Annotated in this window: 14 protein-coding genes; 10 read left to right on the top strand and 4 right to left on the bottom strand. The window is 65.4% G+C overall.

The features are described 5' to 3' along the window. Positions 1–115: 115 nt before the first annotated feature. From EV147_RS16840 to EV147_RS16850, 3 genes are read left to right on the top strand one after another with little or no spacing between them, the layout of a single operon-like run. Positions 116–649 (top strand): thiamine pyrophosphate-binding protein, encoded by a 534-nt coding sequence (locus tag EV147_RS16840; protein WP_130392360.1) that lies wholly within the window; start codon positions 116–118, stop codon positions 647–649. A gap of 2 nt (positions 650–651) precedes the next feature. After that, on the top strand, positions 652–1,254 hold the full coding sequence (locus EV147_RS16845; protein WP_130392361.1) for a thiamine pyrophosphate-dependent enzyme: 603 nt from the start codon (positions 652–654) through the stop codon (positions 1,252–1,254). A 28-nt stretch (positions 1,255–1,282) separates the two neighbouring features. Continuing rightward, positions 1,283–2,749, top strand: a complete 1,467-nt coding sequence (locus EV147_RS16850) for an aldehyde dehydrogenase (protein ID WP_130392362.1) — start codon at positions 1,283–1,285, stop codon at positions 2,747–2,749. Between the two features lie 4 nt (positions 2,750–2,753). On the opposite strand, the gene EV147_RS16855 is transcribed toward EV147_RS16850, so the two are convergent. Next, the gene (locus EV147_RS16855; protein ID WP_130392363.1) at positions 2,754–3,671 is read right to left on the bottom strand and encodes a LysR family transcriptional regulator; all 918 of its coding nucleotides are present in this window, start codon (positions 3,669–3,671) and stop codon (positions 2,754–2,756) included. Between the two features lie 209 nt (positions 3,672–3,880). On the opposite strand from EV147_RS16855, the gene EV147_RS16860 reads away from it, so the two are divergent. Next, the gene (locus EV147_RS16860) at positions 3,881–5,059 is read left to right on the top strand and encodes a CaiB/BaiF CoA transferase family protein (RefSeq protein WP_130392364.1); all 1,179 of its coding nucleotides are present in this window, start codon (positions 3,881–3,883) and stop codon (positions 5,057–5,059) included. Further along, positions 5,056–5,871: an HpcH/HpaI aldolase/citrate lyase family protein gene (locus EV147_RS16865; protein WP_130392365.1), complete on the top strand. Its 816-nt coding sequence runs from the start codon at positions 5,056–5,058 to the stop codon at positions 5,869–5,871. The genes EV147_RS16860 and EV147_RS16865 overlap by 4 nt, the downstream gene beginning before the upstream one ends. Before the next feature lie 5 nt (positions 5,872–5,876). Here EV147_RS16865 and EV147_RS16870 read toward each other — a convergent pair whose 3' ends face one another. Continuing rightward, positions 5,877–6,464: a hypothetical protein gene (locus EV147_RS16870; RefSeq protein ID WP_235844785.1), complete on the bottom strand. Its 588-nt coding sequence runs from the start codon at positions 6,462–6,464 to the stop codon at positions 5,877–5,879. 208 nt (positions 6,465–6,672) lie between these two features. Here EV147_RS16870 and EV147_RS16875 point away from each other — a divergent pair, with 208 nt between their 5' ends. After that, positions 6,673–7,521, top strand: coding sequence for an FAS1-like dehydratase domain-containing protein (locus EV147_RS16875; RefSeq protein ID WP_130392366.1), 849 nt, complete (start codon positions 6,673–6,675; stop codon positions 7,519–7,521). 28 nt (positions 7,522–7,549) lie between these two features. Further along, the gene (locus EV147_RS16880; protein WP_198680283.1) at positions 7,550–8,707 is read left to right on the top strand and encodes an acyl-CoA dehydrogenase family protein; all 1,158 of its coding nucleotides are present in this window, start codon (positions 7,550–7,552) and stop codon (positions 8,705–8,707) included. Between the two features lie 24 nt (positions 8,708–8,731). Here EV147_RS16880 and EV147_RS16885 read toward each other — a convergent pair whose 3' ends face one another. Next, complete coding sequence (locus EV147_RS16885) at positions 8,732–9,496, bottom strand: sulfite exporter TauE/SafE family protein (protein ID WP_130392368.1); 765 nt, start codon at positions 9,494–9,496, stop codon at positions 8,732–8,734. A 426-nt stretch (positions 9,497–9,922) separates the two neighbouring features. Between EV147_RS16885 and EV147_RS16890 the strand changes: the two genes are divergently transcribed. The 3 genes from EV147_RS16890 to EV147_RS16900 are packed head-to-tail and all read left to right on the top strand — an operon-like array spanning position 9,923 to position 15,548. Then, positions 9,923–11,206: a TolC family protein gene (locus tag EV147_RS16890; RefSeq protein WP_130392536.1), complete on the top strand. Its 1,284-nt coding sequence runs from the start codon at positions 9,923–9,925 to the stop codon at positions 11,204–11,206. Beyond that, entirely contained in the window at positions 11,190–12,407 is a 1,218-nt protein-coding gene (locus EV147_RS16895; RefSeq protein ID WP_130392369.1) for an efflux RND transporter periplasmic adaptor subunit, read from the top strand. The genes EV147_RS16890 and EV147_RS16895 overlap by 17 nt, the downstream gene beginning before the upstream one ends. An 18-nt stretch (positions 12,408–12,425) precedes the next feature. Further along, positions 12,426–15,548, top strand: a complete 3,123-nt coding sequence (locus EV147_RS16900) for an efflux RND transporter permease subunit (protein WP_130392370.1) — start codon at positions 12,426–12,428, stop codon at positions 15,546–15,548. A gap of 1 nt (position 15,549) precedes the next feature. Here the strand turns inward: EV147_RS16900 and EV147_RS16905 are convergent, their stop codons facing one another. Further along, a complete protein-coding gene (locus tag EV147_RS16905) occupies positions 15,550–15,762 on the bottom strand; it encodes a hypothetical protein (protein ID WP_130392371.1) in 213 nt (70 codons plus the stop codon). Positions 15,763–15,832 lie beyond the last annotated feature (70 nt).

A 15,832-nucleotide genomic window follows, 5' to 3' on the forward strand; every position in this document is an offset into this window, starting at 1 on the left:
ATGTCCCTCCCATTCAGAATCGTGATGCTGGAATCAATTAATTGTATTTCATGTATTCAATCATTCAAAACTATGATGGCATGGTCGTTCCCCAGTCCCCAACCCACTGCCCACTATGACCCGTCCCCTGACTGAGCCGCCCTCATGGCATGAGGCCATCTTCCAGACGCTCAAGGAAAACCATGTGCAACAGATTGCGTACGTGCCCGATGCCGGCCATTCGCATGTCATCCAGCGCGCCAAGGCCGACCCGGACATCCGGGACATCGTGCTGACCACGGAGGAGGAGGGCGTCGCGGTTGTCAGCGGCGCATGGCTGGGAGGCCAGCGTGCCGTGCTGCTGATGCAGAGCAGCGGCGTGGGCAACTGCGTGAACATGTTCTCGCTGCTCGATAGCTGCCGCTTCCCGTTCTTCACGCTCGTGACGATGCGCGGCGAGTATGCCGAATTCAATCCCTGGCAGAACCCGATGGGTCTGGCCACCGAGAAAGCTCTCGAACTGATGGGCATCACGGTCTATCGCGTCAACTCGCCCGAGGAGGCCGCGGAAATCGTCGATGCCGGCCTGGCGTCGGCGTTCGATGCCGGAAACCGCGTGGCAATCCTTCTCTCACAGAGCCTGATCGGCCGCAAAAAATGGATGCGATGAACATGACTGCTTCCTTCTCCTCTCCCGCGCAAGGTATCGATCGACGCCAGTTCGTGGCGGCGTTGCTGAAGGCTTTTCCAGATGCGCTGGTCGTCTCGGGGCTGGGATCGCCCTCCTACGATGTCTTCGCCGCCGGCGACCGGCCCGGCAACTTCTACCTGTGGGGCGCGATGGGCGGTTCGACGTCGCTGGCGCTGGGTCTGGCCGTGGCGCAGCCAGACAGGACCGTGATAGCCATCACGGGCGATGGCGAGCAACTCATGGGTATCGGCAGCCTGGCCACCGCAGCGGCACAGCATCCGAATAACCTGTCGGTGGTCATTCTGGACAATGGGCACTTCGGCGAGACAGGCATGCAGCAAAGCCATACCAGCCTCGGGACGAACCTGGCGCAGGTGGCCAGGGCGGTGGGCGTGCCGACGACGCTTGAGATCTCGGATATTTGCGAACTCGATGCGCTGGTCCGCGAGATCGGGAAGGCGGACGGCATGATCGTCGCCCAGGTCCGGATTTCGACCGAGGAGCCCCAGCGCGCCCTGCCGTCGCGGGATGGCGTCTACGTCAAGAACCGTTTCCGCGAGCACCTTGGGTTTGCCCCGTTCTGAGCGTCGTCCACACAGGGAGCACAGTGCCATGAAGCAGTACCCCATGTTCATTGACGGCGCATTCGGCAATGCGGCGGACGGCCGCTGGTTCGAGACCTGCAACCCGTACACCGCGCAGCCCTGGGCCGAAGTCGCGCGCGGCGGCAGCGCCGATGTGGAGCGGGCCGTGCAGGCGGCGGACCGCGCCTTCCGGTCCGGACCGTGGGCGGAGATGACGGCGACCCAGCGGGGGGCCTTGCTGCGCAAGCTGGGAGACCTGGTCGCGCAGAATGCGGACCGGCTGGCCGAGTTCGAGGTACGTGACAACGGCAAGCTGCTGGCGGAGATGAGCGCGCAGCTGAAGTACCTGCCGCAGTGGTTCTACTACTTCGGCGGCCTTGCCGACAAGGTCGAAGGCGCGGTCATTCCGCTCGACAAGAAAGGCTATTTCAACTACACGCGCAAGGAGCCCCTCGGTGTGGTCGCGGCCATCACGCCGTGGAACTCGCCGCTGATGCTGCTGGCGTGGAAGATCGCGCCGGCGCTGGCGGCGGGCTGCACCGTGGTCGTCAAGCCTTCTGAGTTCACATCGGTCTCGGCGCTGGAACTTGCCGTGCTGTTCCAGGATGCGGGCTTTCCGCCAGGCGTTTTCAATGTGGTGACGGGGTTTGGTGCCGAGGTCGGCTCCCCGCTCGTGACCCACCCACTGGTCAGGAAGGTATCCTTTACCGGATCGGACGCCACCGGCCGGGTGATCAACCAGCAGTGCGCGGCGCAGTTCAAGCATGTGAGCCTGGAGTTGGGCGGAAAGTCGCCCAATATCGTCTTCAGCGACGCCAATCTCGACGATGCCGTCAACGGCGCCGTCTCCGGCATCTTTGCCGCCAGCGGCCAGACCTGCATCGCGGGGTCCAGGCTGCTGCTGCAGGATGACATCCACGACCAGTTCGTGGAGAGACTGCTGGCACTGGCCAAAACGGCGCGGCTGGGAAATCCGATGGAGTCGACCACCCAGGTCGGGCCGATCACGACCGCTGCCCAGTACGAGAAGGTGCTCTCGTACATCGGGATCGCCAAGGCCGAGGGCGCGACCCTGCTGTTGGGCGGCAAGCCGGCCAGCCTTGGGGGCTGGTTCGTGGAACCGACCATCTTTGCCGATGTCGGGCCGGGCATGCGGATTGCCCGGGAGGAAGTCTTTGGGCCGGTCTTGTCGATCCTGAAGTTCAAGGACGAGGACGATGCCGTGGCGCTGGCCAACGACAGCTGCTATGGGCTGGGCGCAGGGGTCTGGACGAGCGATATCGGCCGCGCCTTCCGGATGTCGGAGCGCATTCAGGCCGGCACCGTCTGGGTCAACACGTATCGGGCCGTGAGTGTCATGTCGCCGTTCGGAGGCTACAAGGATTCGGGCCTCGGCAGGGAGAACGGTATCGCTGCCATCGATGCGTATCTGCAGACCAAGAGCGTCTGGGTCAATACCGGGGCGCCGACCGGCAACCCCTTTACGATGCGCTAAGGCGTCACGGCGCCATCTGCGCGCCGCCGGCTGACTCGGCGGCCTCGATCAGCGTGTCGATGAGGGCCTTGGCGCAACTGGGCAGGCCGTCCAGTTCGCGCACGATCACGGCGCGCTCGCGGACTGCCCAGGCCTCGGGCAATTCGACGATGGCGAGTTGCATGGTCCGCTGGTGGCGCAGGGCCGCCGAGAGCGGCAGCACGCCCACCCCGACGCCGGCTTCGATCATGCGGCAGGCCGCCTCGAAGCTTCTTACCTGGATGCGGATCTGGAGCCGGCTGCGCTGGTCGCGCACGAGGTCAGTCAGGAAGGCGTGCAGTGTGCTGCCTTCGTGCAGGCTGACGTGCTCGAATTCGAGCGTGTCCTCGAAGCAGATGCCTTCCTTCTTCGTCAGCGGATGGCCGACCGGCGTGACCAGCACGAGCTTGTCAGTGCTGAAGTGGATCAGTTCCAGCCCTTCCGCCGTCATCGGGCCGGAAATGATGCCCAGGTCCGCGCTGCCGTCCAGTACGCCCCGCACGATGTCCTTGGTCAGCCGCTCCTGAAGATCGACCGTCACCGCATGGCGTTGGGCCATGAAGCGGGCCAGCACCTCAGGCATGAACTCGGTGACTGCCGTGGTGTTGGCGAAGATGCGGATGTGGCCGACGGAATCCTTCGAGAACTCCTCGAACTCGCTGCGCACGTGCTCGAACTGGCGTTCGATGACGCGGGCATGGCGTAGCAGGCGCTCCCCGGCCGGTGTCAGCGACAGGCCCTTGCTCTCCCGATAGAACAACCGCGTCCCGAGCTGGTCTTCCAGCGCCTTGAGCCGCGCGCTGGCCGCGGCGGGCGACAGAAATGCTTTTTTCGCCCCGCGGGACAGGTTTTCCTCCTCGGCAATCCGCGAGAAGAGCCGTAGATCGGCAAAATCGAAGTGCATGGGTTCTCCTTCGGCCACACTGTACCAAGCCCGAACAGGTGATGCCAGACGAAGCCGGACGCAGGCCGGACCGCATTCGCCGCAGGCGAAGGGCCGCTTCGAAAAAGCGAGATTTACGCCGCGGGCCATCGCTGCCATCCTGCCCTGTATCGGACCACTGGTGACTGCGCGGGCAGCGCCAGGCGTCATCTCTACTGAAAAAGGCTGCTATGCGACCCCTTGATGGCATTACCGTTGTATCTCTGGAACATGCGATTGCCGCGCCGTTCTGCACGCGCCAGCTGGCGGATCTGGGCGCGCGTGTCATCAAGGTCGAGCGGCCGAAGGTCGGGGATTTCGCGCGGGGCTATGACGAGCGCGTGGAGGGTATTTCCTCCCATTTCTCGTGGACCAACCGGTCGAAGGAGAGCCTTGCGCTCGATCTGAAGCACCGCGAGGCGCCCGCCATCCTGCAGAAGATCCTCGACGAGGCCGATGTCCTGGTGCAGAACCTGGCACCCGGTGCCGCCGACCGGCTGGGTTTGTCCTACGAGACCCTGTCGCAACGCTATCCGGGCATCATCGTCTGCGATATCTCCGGCTACGGCAACGACGGCCCCTACCGCGACAAGAAAGCCTATGACCTGCTGATCCAGGCGGAATCTGGCTTCATCTCGATCACCGGCACGCCGGACAGCCCGTCCAAGGCAGGCTGCTCGATTGCGGACATTGCCGCCGGCATGTATGCGTACACGAGCATCCTGGCTGCCCTGCTGCAGCGCGGCAAGACCGGCAAGGGTTCGCACATCGACGTGTCGATGCTGGAAAGCATGACCGAGTGGATGGGGTATCCGCTCTACTACGCCTTCGATGGCGCCACGCCGCCGCCGCGTGCGGGCGCCTCGCACGCGACGATTTTTCCGTACGGACCGTTCACGGCCGGCGATGGCAAGACCGTGATCCTGGGCCTGCAGAACGAGCGCGAGTGGGAAGCCTTCTGCCGCCTGGTGCTTGAACAGCCGGGTCTCGCTGCCGATGAGCGCTTCGTGACGAACTCGCTGCGCAGCAAGAACCGCGCGGCGCTGACGCAGCTGATCGTGGAAACGTTCGCGCCCCTGACCGTCGATCAGGTCATTGCCCGGCTGGAAACCGCGCAGATCGCGAACGCGCGGCTCAACGAGATGAAGGACGTCTGGGCGCATCCCCAGTTGCAGGCGCGAGACCGCTGGACGTCGGTGGATTCACCGGTCGGCAAGATCCCGGCGCTGCTGCCGCCTGGGCTGTCGAATGCGTTCGAGCCTCGGATGGACGCTATTCCGGCCCTGGGCCAGCACAGCGAAAGCATCCTGCGTGGCCTGGGCTATGCCGAGGAAGACATCGCCAGGCTGCGGGCGGAGGGCGCCGTATGAGCGGCCCGGCAACAGCGCGCTCGTACCTCTTCGTACCCGGAAACCGGCCCGAGCGCTTTCAGAAGGCCCATCAGTCAGGCGCGGACCGGGTGATTCTCGACCTGGAGGATGCCGTGGCGGAAGCCGACAAGGACGCGGCGCGCCAAAAGGTCGGCGAGTATCTGCAGGCGGGCGGCACCGGGATCGTCCGCATCAATGCCACCGAGGGGCGCTGGCTTGCGGACGTGCTGGCCTGCAACCAGCCGGGCCTGCAGGGCGTGATCCTGCCCAAGTCGGAAAGTGCCGCGGCGGTGGCGCGCGTGGTCGAACAGTTGCCTGCCACGGTCAGGGTGCTGCCGCTCATCGAGACCGCACGCGGCATGAAGCAGTTGGACGAGATTGCGATGGCGCCCGGTGTCGAGCGCCTGGTCTTCGGGACCGTCGATTTCAGGACCGAACTTGGCATCGAGGGCGACGACGAGGAACTGCTGTATTTCCGGTCGATGCTCGTGCTGGCATCGAAGGCGGCCCGCATTGCGGCACCGGTCGATGGCGTGACGGTGGCGATCCAGGATGCGGACGAGCTTCAGCGCGCGTCCGTGCGGGCGCGCCGGCTGGGCTTCGGCGCGAAGCTGTGCATTCATCCTTCGCAAGTCGAGGGCGTGAACCAGGCATTCCGTCCGTCCGCCCAGCAACTCGCCTGGGCGGAGAAGGTGGTCGGCATGGCCAGGACTTCGCCGGGGGCATTCCAGCTGGATGGCGAGATGGTGGACGCCCCGGTGATCGCACGCGCCGTCGACCTGCTCCGGCAAGCTGGCCGCCCGGCCGGCTGAAACCCCTACAACGCTGCCTCCCGCAGGCGGGCGACGGTATCGAGCGAGACGCCGAACCAGTCATGGAACGGCGCTTCAAGGTCCTTGTCGTCGGCCCATCCCACGCGCTTCTTCAGGTCGGCCACGGACACATCGAGCAGGAAGGCGTCGAACAGCGCCCGCATGAGCCGCTGCGTCCGGCACAGTTGCGTGAAGGCCACGCCCTGCGCGAACAGCGCGGTGCGCACCCTGCCCGGCGTGGTCTGCAGCATTTGCGCGACGAGGTGCGCATTCCAGGATTCCTGGGGATTCTGGAAGATCGTGCCCGAAATCACCGCGCGCAACTGCTGGAGGCCGGTGTCCATGCCGGCTGAGGCGGCGGCCTCGTCACCGAGCGAGAGAACGCAGCCGGCGGGGCGGAACAGGCCGCCCGCCAGGAGCAGATCCACCTGCTCGAATGCGGGAACGTGAATCCGCTGGCCGCCCTGCAAGACACGGGTGAAGCCCCGGCGCGTCAGCGTCAGCTCGCCGGCGGCCGCCGTGACCGTCATCGGAAAGGCGGGTACCAGGCGCTGGAGCGAAACGGTGGTACGGCATCGGATATGAACTTGCATGGGCCCGGGGTCGTGCGCGTTGACATGACGACATGCTGGCTGTTCGCCGGTATCGCGTAAATCCGCGAATTCCGAATGCTGCGTTCGGATTCCGGCCCGATTCGGGCCGCCTTCCGCCGGGCCGAACGGCATGTTCAGAACTTTCGAATTTTCCTGGTGGCCGGTCACGGGCATAGTGGAGTCCGAGCAGTTCTACCTGAGGAAAGCCATGGACGTTGAGCATTTGAAGCAGTGGGTGGGCAGGACGACCGAGTTCCAGGACGAGATCACGGCATTTCCGGTCGCCGCGCTGTCCGCGACACTCGACTACGAGGGCCCCGTGGCGCGCCGTGGCGAGGCGATCTCGCCGCTCTGGCACTGGCTGTACTTCCTCCCGCTGTATCGCCGTTCGGAAACGGGCGCCGACGGCCACGCGAGCCGTGGTGGCTTCCTGCCGCCGGTGCCGCTGCCGCGCCGCATGTGGGCGGGCGGACGCCTGACATTCCATCAGCCGCTGCGCGTCGGCAATCTGGCGACCAAGGTCTCGACCATCCTCGATGTCAACGCCAAGTCCGGGCGCAGCGGATCGCTGGCCTTCGTCACGGTCGGGCACAAGTACTACGGCCCTGCCGGGCTCGCCATTACCGAAGAGCACGACATCGTCTACCGTGAGGCGGCATTGCCGGGCGCGCCGGCGGCCGAGCCGGTGGCGGCGCCCACCGGCGAAGACTGGGTGCAGATCGTGGAGACAGATCCGGTCCTGCTGTTCCGCTTCTCGGCACTGACCTTCAACGGTCACCGCATCCACTACGACAAGCCGTATGTCAGCGATGTCGAGCACTATCCGGACCTGATCGTTCACGGACCGCTGCAGGCCATGCTGCTGCTGGAACTGGTGCGCCTGAACCTTCCCGAGGCCACGGTCGCGGCGTTCTCGTTCCGCGGCGTTCGCCCGACCTTCGTGCCGCAACGTATTGCCGTCTGCGGCAAGCGCTCGGCGGACGGCAAGACCATCGAGCTCTGGATCCGACATGAAGACGGGGCGCTGGCGATGAGCGCCACCGCCGAGCTGGCTTGAATTTTTGAAGAATCTGGAGACAACTGTGCTGAACACCGTCGATGAATACCAGGAAATCCGCGAAGCCGTCCGTGACCTCTGCGGCCAATTCCCGGCCGAATACTTTCGCAAGATCGATGAAGCGCGGGGCTACCCCGAGGAGTTCGTCAACGCCCTGACGCAGGCCGGCTGGCTCGCCGCCCTGATCCCCGAGGAATATGGCGGCTCGGGCCTTGGCCTGACGCAGGCATCCGTGATCATGGAGGAAATCAACCGCGCGGGCGGCAATTCCGGCGCCTGCCATGGGCAGATGTACAACATGGGCACGCTGCTGCGCCACGGCTCGGCCGAGCAGAAACAGTTGCACCTGCCCAAGATCGCCAGCGGCGAGCTGCGCCTGCAGTCGATGGCCGTGACCGAACCGACGACCGGCACGGATACCACCAAGATCAAGACCACGGCAGTGCGCAAGGGTGACAAGTACGTGGTGAACGGCCAGAAGGTGTGGATCTCGCGCGTCCAGCACTCGGACCTGATGATCCTGCTGGCACGCACCACGCCGCTGGACCAGGTGAAGAAGAAGTCTGAAGGCATGTCGATCTTCGTGGTCGACCTGCGCGAGGCGATCGGCAACGGCATGACCGTGCAGCCGATCCTCAACATGGTCAACCACGAAACCAACGAGCTGTTCTTCGACAACCTGGAGATTCCCGTCGAGAACCTGATCGGCGAGGAAGGCAAGGGTTTCAAGTACATCCTCGACGGACTCAACGCGGAACGGACGTTGATTGCCGCCGAATGCATCGGCGACGGCTACTGGTTCATCGACAAGGTAACCAAGTACGTCAACGAGCGAGTGGTGTTTGGCAAGCCCATCGGCCAGAACCAGGGCGTCCAGTTCCCGATCGCGCGGGCCTACGTGAACGTGGAGGCGGCCAGCCTGATGCGCTTCAAGGCCGCGCGGCTGTTCGACGCGCACCAGAATTGCGGCGCCGAGGCGAACATGGCCAAGCTGCTGGCCGCCGATGCGTCGTGGGAAGCGGCCAACGCATGCCTGCAGTACCACGGCGGCTTCGGCTTCGCTGCCGAATACGACGTCGAACGCAAGTTCCGCGAGACCCGCCTGTACCAGGTCGCGCCGATTTCGACGAACCTGATCCTGTCGTATGTCGGCGAACACATCCTCGGGATGCCGCGCTCATTCTGATCGTGCATGTGACGATGTGATGGGTCACCCCCGTACCAGCATCACCGCCGCCGTAGCGATCAGGCATACCGCGAACGCGGCGCGCAGCCGGCGTTCCGGCATGCGGTGGGCGAGGGCGACGCCCCAGGAGATCGTCAGCATGCCGCCCAGTGAGAGGGGGATGCCGCTGTACCAGTCCACGTGCCCGGCTTGGGCGTAGGTGAACAGGGCGACCACCGCGCCCGGCGTCACCAGTGCCAGTGCCAGCCCCTGCGCGGCGGCCTGCCGCATGCCGAACAGGCCGACAAGTGCGGGAGCGGCCACCACGCCGCCTCCCACGCTGAAGAAACCCGAAAATGCGCCGCCCACCACGCCGACGGCGGGAATCCAGGCGCTGGAGACGCGGGCCTGCTGCTGAGTGGTGGCGCGGCCCGGAAGCAGGCGCCAGAGAAAGTAGAGCGCCATGCCGATCATGAAGATCGCAAAGATGCGACGCAGCAGTACGGCGTCCATCGACGTGGCGAGCCTGGCGGAGAGGTAGGTGGCAAGTACCGCCGACAACCCAAGTATCAACGCGGTCTTCAGTTCGATGTTGGCGCGCTTGCGGTATTGCCAGAAGCCGATCAGCACGTTGGGGGCGATCATGACCAGCGATGTGCCCTGTGCCAGTTGCTGGTCCATGCCGTAGAGCAGACCCAGCGCGGGAATGGCGATCAGTCCGCCACCGATGCCGAACAGCCCGCCCACGCCGCCAAGCAGGCCTCCAAGTCCGAAAATGAGCAACATGGAGAGCAGCGAATGGTCAGGCATGGGGAATCGGGGCGGAGGGGCTGGACAGCAAGCCTGCGATGATACGCCGAGATCGCGCGGAGATTCGGGAGTTGATGGATAGGCTCTCGGTCGCGCGTGGCGCCAATCGGTGTTTTCCCTGACCGGCGGGTTCGCAGAAAATACGTCCGCTTGCGGGCAAATGAAAGCCGTTTGTAATCACGTTACGTTGAAATGCGCGTGGGAGATCGTGCTCAACCGCCTTCGGGGGGACGTGGCCGCCCCGGGCAGACCAGAATCATAAAAAGTGTCACGCCCGGTGCACCGTTAGGCCGGCACGGTCGTTTACTGCAGACCGCTAGTCGACATCGAGCCTGACTGATCGTGCATTTTTCTGCTGTTTATCGTGGTGCCGTGGCGACGTTGCTCGCCCTGGCGGCCAGTGCTGGCCATGCCGCCAGCGAGCCTATGCCGCCGGACGGGCCTTGCGTGCCGCCGCCCGCGAAGGCCGCCTTGACCCTCGCGCAGGCCCGGCTCGATGCGCTGCGCTGCAACCGTGACATCATTGCCGCCCGGCGCAGCGAGGAAGCCAGCCAGGCCGATATCCAGATTGCCTCGCAACGCCCCAACCCGGTGCTGAGCCTGGGCGTGGCCAACATCAATCCGCACCTCGGCGTTGGCGCTGGTAACTGGCGCAGCAAGACGGTCGATTCGACCGTGCGGGTCGACCAGGTCATCGAGACGGCCAACAAGGGCAACCTGCGCACCGACGCGGCGCGCAAGGCCAGTGCCGCGGCCGGCGAGCAGACGCAGGCCATCGTCGCCCAGCAGCTTGGCGCGGTGGATCAGGCGTGGTACGAGGCCGTGGTCAGCCAGACGCGGGTGGAAGTGTTGACCGAAATGGTTGGCCTCTACGGGCGGACGCAGCAGGCCAATGAGACCCGGCTGAAGTCCGGTGACGTGTCGCGTGCCGATGTGACCAAGCTCCAGCTGGAAACGCTGCGCGCGCAGAGCGACCTGCGCAATGCCATGGCCGACCAGGCCAGCGACAAGGCCGCGCTGGCCGCTGCCATGGGCGTGCCCGGCACGCTGATGGACAACCGCCTCGTGGCGGACTGGCCGGCGCCGGATGCTCCGATTCCACCTTTCGATCCCGAACTGCTCCAGCGCCGTCCCGACGTGACCGCCGCCGAGGCGCGGCTGGCCGCTGCAGCTTCGCAGCGCGACCTGGCCCGCGCTGGCCGGGTGCCTGACGTGACGGTGGGCGCCCAATACGAGCACTATCCGATCTCCGAAGCCAATACCACGGGCAGCGGCAACAGCTATGGCGTGTTCGTGTCGATCCCGCTGTTCGTGCGGCACAGCTACGGCGGCGAGGCCCGCCGGGCGGAAGTGGATTACTACGCGGCGCTCGACGACCGCAACCGCGTGTTGCTGGAGGCGCAGAACGACATTGGCCGGCTGCGCGCGCAGCTGGACTCCGCGCGGGCTTCGCTGCAGCAGATGCGCGAATCCGTGCTGCCGGCCGCCGAAAGCGTGGCCAACAGTGCCGAGTTTGCCTATTCGAAGGGCGCCAGCGGCGTGCTCGACCTGCTCGACGCACGGCGCGCGCTGCGCCAGACCCGCGTGGACGCGCTCGAGGCGCAAGGCAACTATGCCAAGGCGCTCTCGGCGTATCTGACCGCGCTGCAGGCCACCACTTCCGATCTCAACAAGCTTCCCCAGGTTCGTACCGATGCGTCGCGTCCTTGATATGTGTGTTTCCAGCGAATTTCGTCCGACGCATGCCGCCGCGCTGCGCAAGGCCGCGGTCGTGGCGCTGTGCGCGCTGGCCCTGGCCGCCTGCGGCAAGAAGGAAGTTGCCGACAATGACGACGATCCGAAGATCTCGGGCCAGACCATCGCCTATCCCGCCAGCGTGAAGACGCTGCCCGGCATCGTCGGCCAGCCCGTGCAAAGTGGCGGCGACCGCATGCTCAACATGCCGGGCCGGCTGGTCTGGAACGAGGACCGCACGGTGCGCATGGCGTCGCCGTTTGCGGGCCGGGTAATGGAGATCCTGGTCCAGCCGGGCGCGTCGGTGAAAGCCGGGCAGCCGCTGGCCATGCTGACGTCGCCCGATTACGGGCTGGCGCAGGCCGACGCCCGCAAGGCCGCCGCCGACAGCGCCGTGGCCGCCAAGTCACTGGCGCGCCAGCGCGAGCTGTATGACGCCGGCATCATTGCGCAGAAGGATTTCGAGCAGGCGCAGGCCGACAGCGCCCGCGCCGCGGCCGATACGCAGCGCACGCAGGCTGCGCTGCGCATGTACGGCGCCGGCGGCGGCGATGCGGTGAACCAGCGCTTCGCGCTGCGCAGCCCGATTGACGGCCTCGTGGTGGAGCGCAATATCAATCCGGGCATGGAAGTGCGCCCGGACCAGCAGCCCAATGCGCCGCTGTTCCTGATCACCGATCCCACCACGCTGTGGGCGCAGCTCGACGCCGCCGAGGCCGATCTCGGCCTGTTCAAGCCCGGCATCGACGTGGAACTCCACAGCGCCGCCTATCCCGGCGAAGCGTTCAAGGGCACCGTGGTGAAGATCGCCGACTATGTCGATCCCGCCTCGCGCAGCGTCAAGGTGCGCCTGTCGGTGCCGAACGCCGACCGCCGCCTGAAGGCCGAGATGTATGTCACGGCAAAGGTCCAGGCTGCGTCGTTCCAGGGAATCTCGGTGCCGTCCAAGGCCGTTTTCCTTGCCGACAACAAGAATTACGTGTTCGTGCGCACCTCGGCTGCGCCGATCGTGTTCGAGCGCCGCGAGGTCAGGCTCGGCGTGACGTTGCCCGGCACCACCGAGGTGGTGTCGGGCCTGTCCGCCGGCGATGTGGTGATCACCGACGGCAACCTGTACCTGCAGGACATCCTGCGCGATGCCACCGCCGTGAACGCCGCCCGCGCGTCCGCCAAGTAACGCGGGGACGACAACCACATGATTTCCCGCATCGTTCACTTTGCGCTGCACCAGAAGCTGTTCGTCTGGCTCGGCCTGATCATCTTCGTCGCCGGCGGCCTGGCCGCCTTCAAGAACCTGCCCATCGAGGCCTTCCCCGATGTCTCGGACATCCAGGTCAACGTGATTACGTTGTACCCGGGCCGCGCCGCCGAGGAGGTGGAGCGCCAGGTCACGATTCCGATCGAAACCGCGCTGGCCGGCACGCCGAACTCGGTGCGGGTGTTCTCGCACACCCAGTTCGGCCTGTCGTTCATGATGGTGACCTTCAACGACAAGGCCACCGACGTGACCGCGCGCCAGCAGATCATCGAGCGCCTGCGCGCCGTGGACCTGCCCGATGGCGTGCAGCCAGAGCTGGCGCCGCTGTCCACCGCCATCGGCGAGATCTTCCGTTTCCGGCTGGCCGGCAAAGGCTATACGCCGCAGGAGCTGCGTACGCTGCAGGACTGGGTGGTCGAGAAAAACCTGCGCCAGGTGCCCGGCGTGGCCGATGTGGTGACCATTGGCGGATCGATCCGCCAGTACGAGGTGAACCCGAATCTGGGCCGCATGCGCGATGCCCGGATCTCGCTGTCGCAACTGTTCACGGCGCTGCAGCGCGGCAACTCGAACGCCGGCGGCGGGGCGGTGGCGCACGGCCGCCAGCAGTACCTGCTGCGCTCGCTGGGCAGCTTCCGTTCATCGGCGGATATTGCCAACGTGGTGGTGGCCGAGAACAACGGCACGCCGATCCTGGTGAAGGACATCGCCGAGGTGCGGGTAGGCGCCGCGCCGCCGCAGGGGCTGATGGGGCAGGACGACGAGGACAACATCGTCTCGGGCATCGTGGTGATGCGCAAGGGCGAAAACCCGTCGGTGGTACTTGAGGCGCTCAAGCAGAAGATCGAGCTGCTCGACACGCAGATCCTGCCCAAGGGCGTGAAGATCGTGCCGTACTACGACCGCTCGACGCTGATCGACAAGACACTGCATACGGTCTTCGGCAATCTTGTGGAAGGCGCGCTGCTGGTGATGGCCGTGCTGTACCTGTTCCTGGCGAACGTGCGCGCGGCGGCCATCGTGGCGCTGGTGATCCCGCTGTCGCTGCTGTCCACCTTCATCGGGCTGACCTGGGTGGGGATTCCGGCCAACCTGCTGTCGCTGGGCGCGATGGACTTCGGCATCATCGTGGACGGCGCGGTGATCGTGGTCGAGAACATCTTCAAGCGGCTCGGCGAACTCAAGGAGCAGCAGATCAAGGACAGCCGCGCGCGGCTCGACGCGATCCTGCAGGCCACCACCGAGGTGGGCCGCCCCACCGTGTTCTCGATGGTGATCATCATCGCGGCGCACATCCCGATCTTCACGCTGCAACGCCATGAGGGGAAGATCTTTGCGCCGATGGCCTATACCGTGACCGGGGCGCTGATCGGCTCGCTGATCCTCTCGCTGACCGTGGTGCCGCTGCTGTGCCACCTGCTGCTGAAGAAGAACATCGCGCACGAAGACAACTTCGTGGTGCGCCATTGCAAGCGGCTCTACGCGCCAATGCTGGACTGGGCGCTCGACAACAAGAAGAAGGTGGTCGGCATCGCGCTGGGCCTGCTGGTGGCGACGGTGGGCGTGGGCAAGTTCCTGGGCAGCGAATTCCTGCCCGAACTCGACGAAGGTTCGATGTGGGTGAGCTTCGACCTGCCGGCATCGGTCTCGCTGAGCGAGGCCCGCGAGCAGGCGCGCATGTTGCGCACCGTGATCCGCAAGACGCCGGAGGTCAACACCACGATCTCGAAGGTTGGCCGTCCGGACGACGGTACCGACCCGAAGCTGATCAATACCGTGGAAATCCTGGTGGATCTGAAGGGCGAGAAGCAGTGGCGCAGCGGCTTCGACAAGCGCCGCATCATCGAGGAAATCAACAGGAACCTGCGCCAGTTGCCGGGCATCGAGCCAAACTTCTCGCAGCCGGTGCGCGACAACATCCTCGAAAGCATCTCGCAGATCAAGGGCCAGATCGTGATCAAGGTGCAGAGCGACAGCCTGGAGCACAACAAGGCAGTGGCCGACAAGATCCTGGCCAACGTGCAGTCGGTCAGGGGCGTGATGCGCGCCTTCATCGACCGCGATGGCGAGCTGCCGCAGTACGTGCTGGAATTCGACCGTGCGCAGGCGGCCCGCTACGGCATCAACGTGGCCGATGTGCAGGACCTGATGGAAAGCGCGCTGGCCGGCAAGGCAGCGACCGAGCTGTGGGAGGGCGAGAAGCACTTCAGCGTGGTGGTGCGCCTGAAACCGAGCGAACGCGAACTGCCGAACCTGCCGAACATCTTCATGCAGACGGCCGAGGGCGCACAGGTGCCGCTGTCGCAACTCGTGACGTTCCGCGCCGCGTCGGGCGCGATGAACATCAGCCGCGAGAACGGCCAGCGCACCACGTCTATCGGCATCTTCATCCACGACCGCGACATGGGTAGCGTGGTCAAGGACATGCAGGCGCTGGTCAAGAAGAACGTGAACGCCGAGGACGTCAAGATCAGCTGGTCCGGCGAGTTCGAGAACCAGGAACGCGCGATGTCGCGGCTGGCGATCGTGGTACCGCTGTCGGTACTGGTGATTTTCCTGCTGCTGTTCAACGCGTTCCAGTCGTTCAAGAGTGCGGCGCTGATCATCTCGAACATCCCGTTCGCGCTGATCGGCGGTGTGTTCGCGCTGTTCCTGACGGGCATTCCGCTGTCGGTATCGGCCGCGATCGGCTTTATCGCGCTGTTCGGACAGGCCGTGCTGAACGGGGTGGTGATGGTGACGTACTTCAACCAGTTGCGCGACGAAGGACTGTCGGTGCGCGAGGCTGTGGTGACCGGCTCGATGGACCGCCTGCGTACCGTGTTGATGACGGCCATGCTCGCCATGCTGGGCCTGTTCCCGATGGCCGTGTCCCGTGCCATCGGCTCCGAGACGCAACGTCCGCTGGCCATCGTCATCATCGGCGGCCTGATCACGGCCACGCTGCTGACGCTGATCGTGCTGCCAACGCTCTACGAATGGATGGTGGGCCGCAACTGGCCCGACGAGGAAGCCCAGCCCGAGAACGACAACCGCCTGACAGATTCGATGGCGGGGTAAATCAGCGCACGGGCGCCGGAAGGCGCAGGCCGCCCGGCGCGATGACCTGGGCGGCCAGCGTGCAGACCGCCAGCGTGCCAGTCAGCAGGCCAAGGGCCGAAGACGTCTGGGCGTGCGTCGAGAACCCCGCCGCGAAGGCGTAGGCGGCCATCTTCCATTGATGGGCTTTCTGCTCGTGACGCTCGTGGCGGTGTTGGCGATGGGCGCGGATCATGACGGGGGGCTCGGCGGGTTCAGCAGGTTTGAAGGTTCGGTTGTCGAAACTGGGCGCTGCTTCCCGCACT

This window comes from Cupriavidus agavae (genome assembly GCF_004217045.1).
Taxonomy (GTDB): Bacteria; Pseudomonadota; Gammaproteobacteria; order Burkholderiales; family Burkholderiaceae; genus Cupriavidus; species Cupriavidus agavae.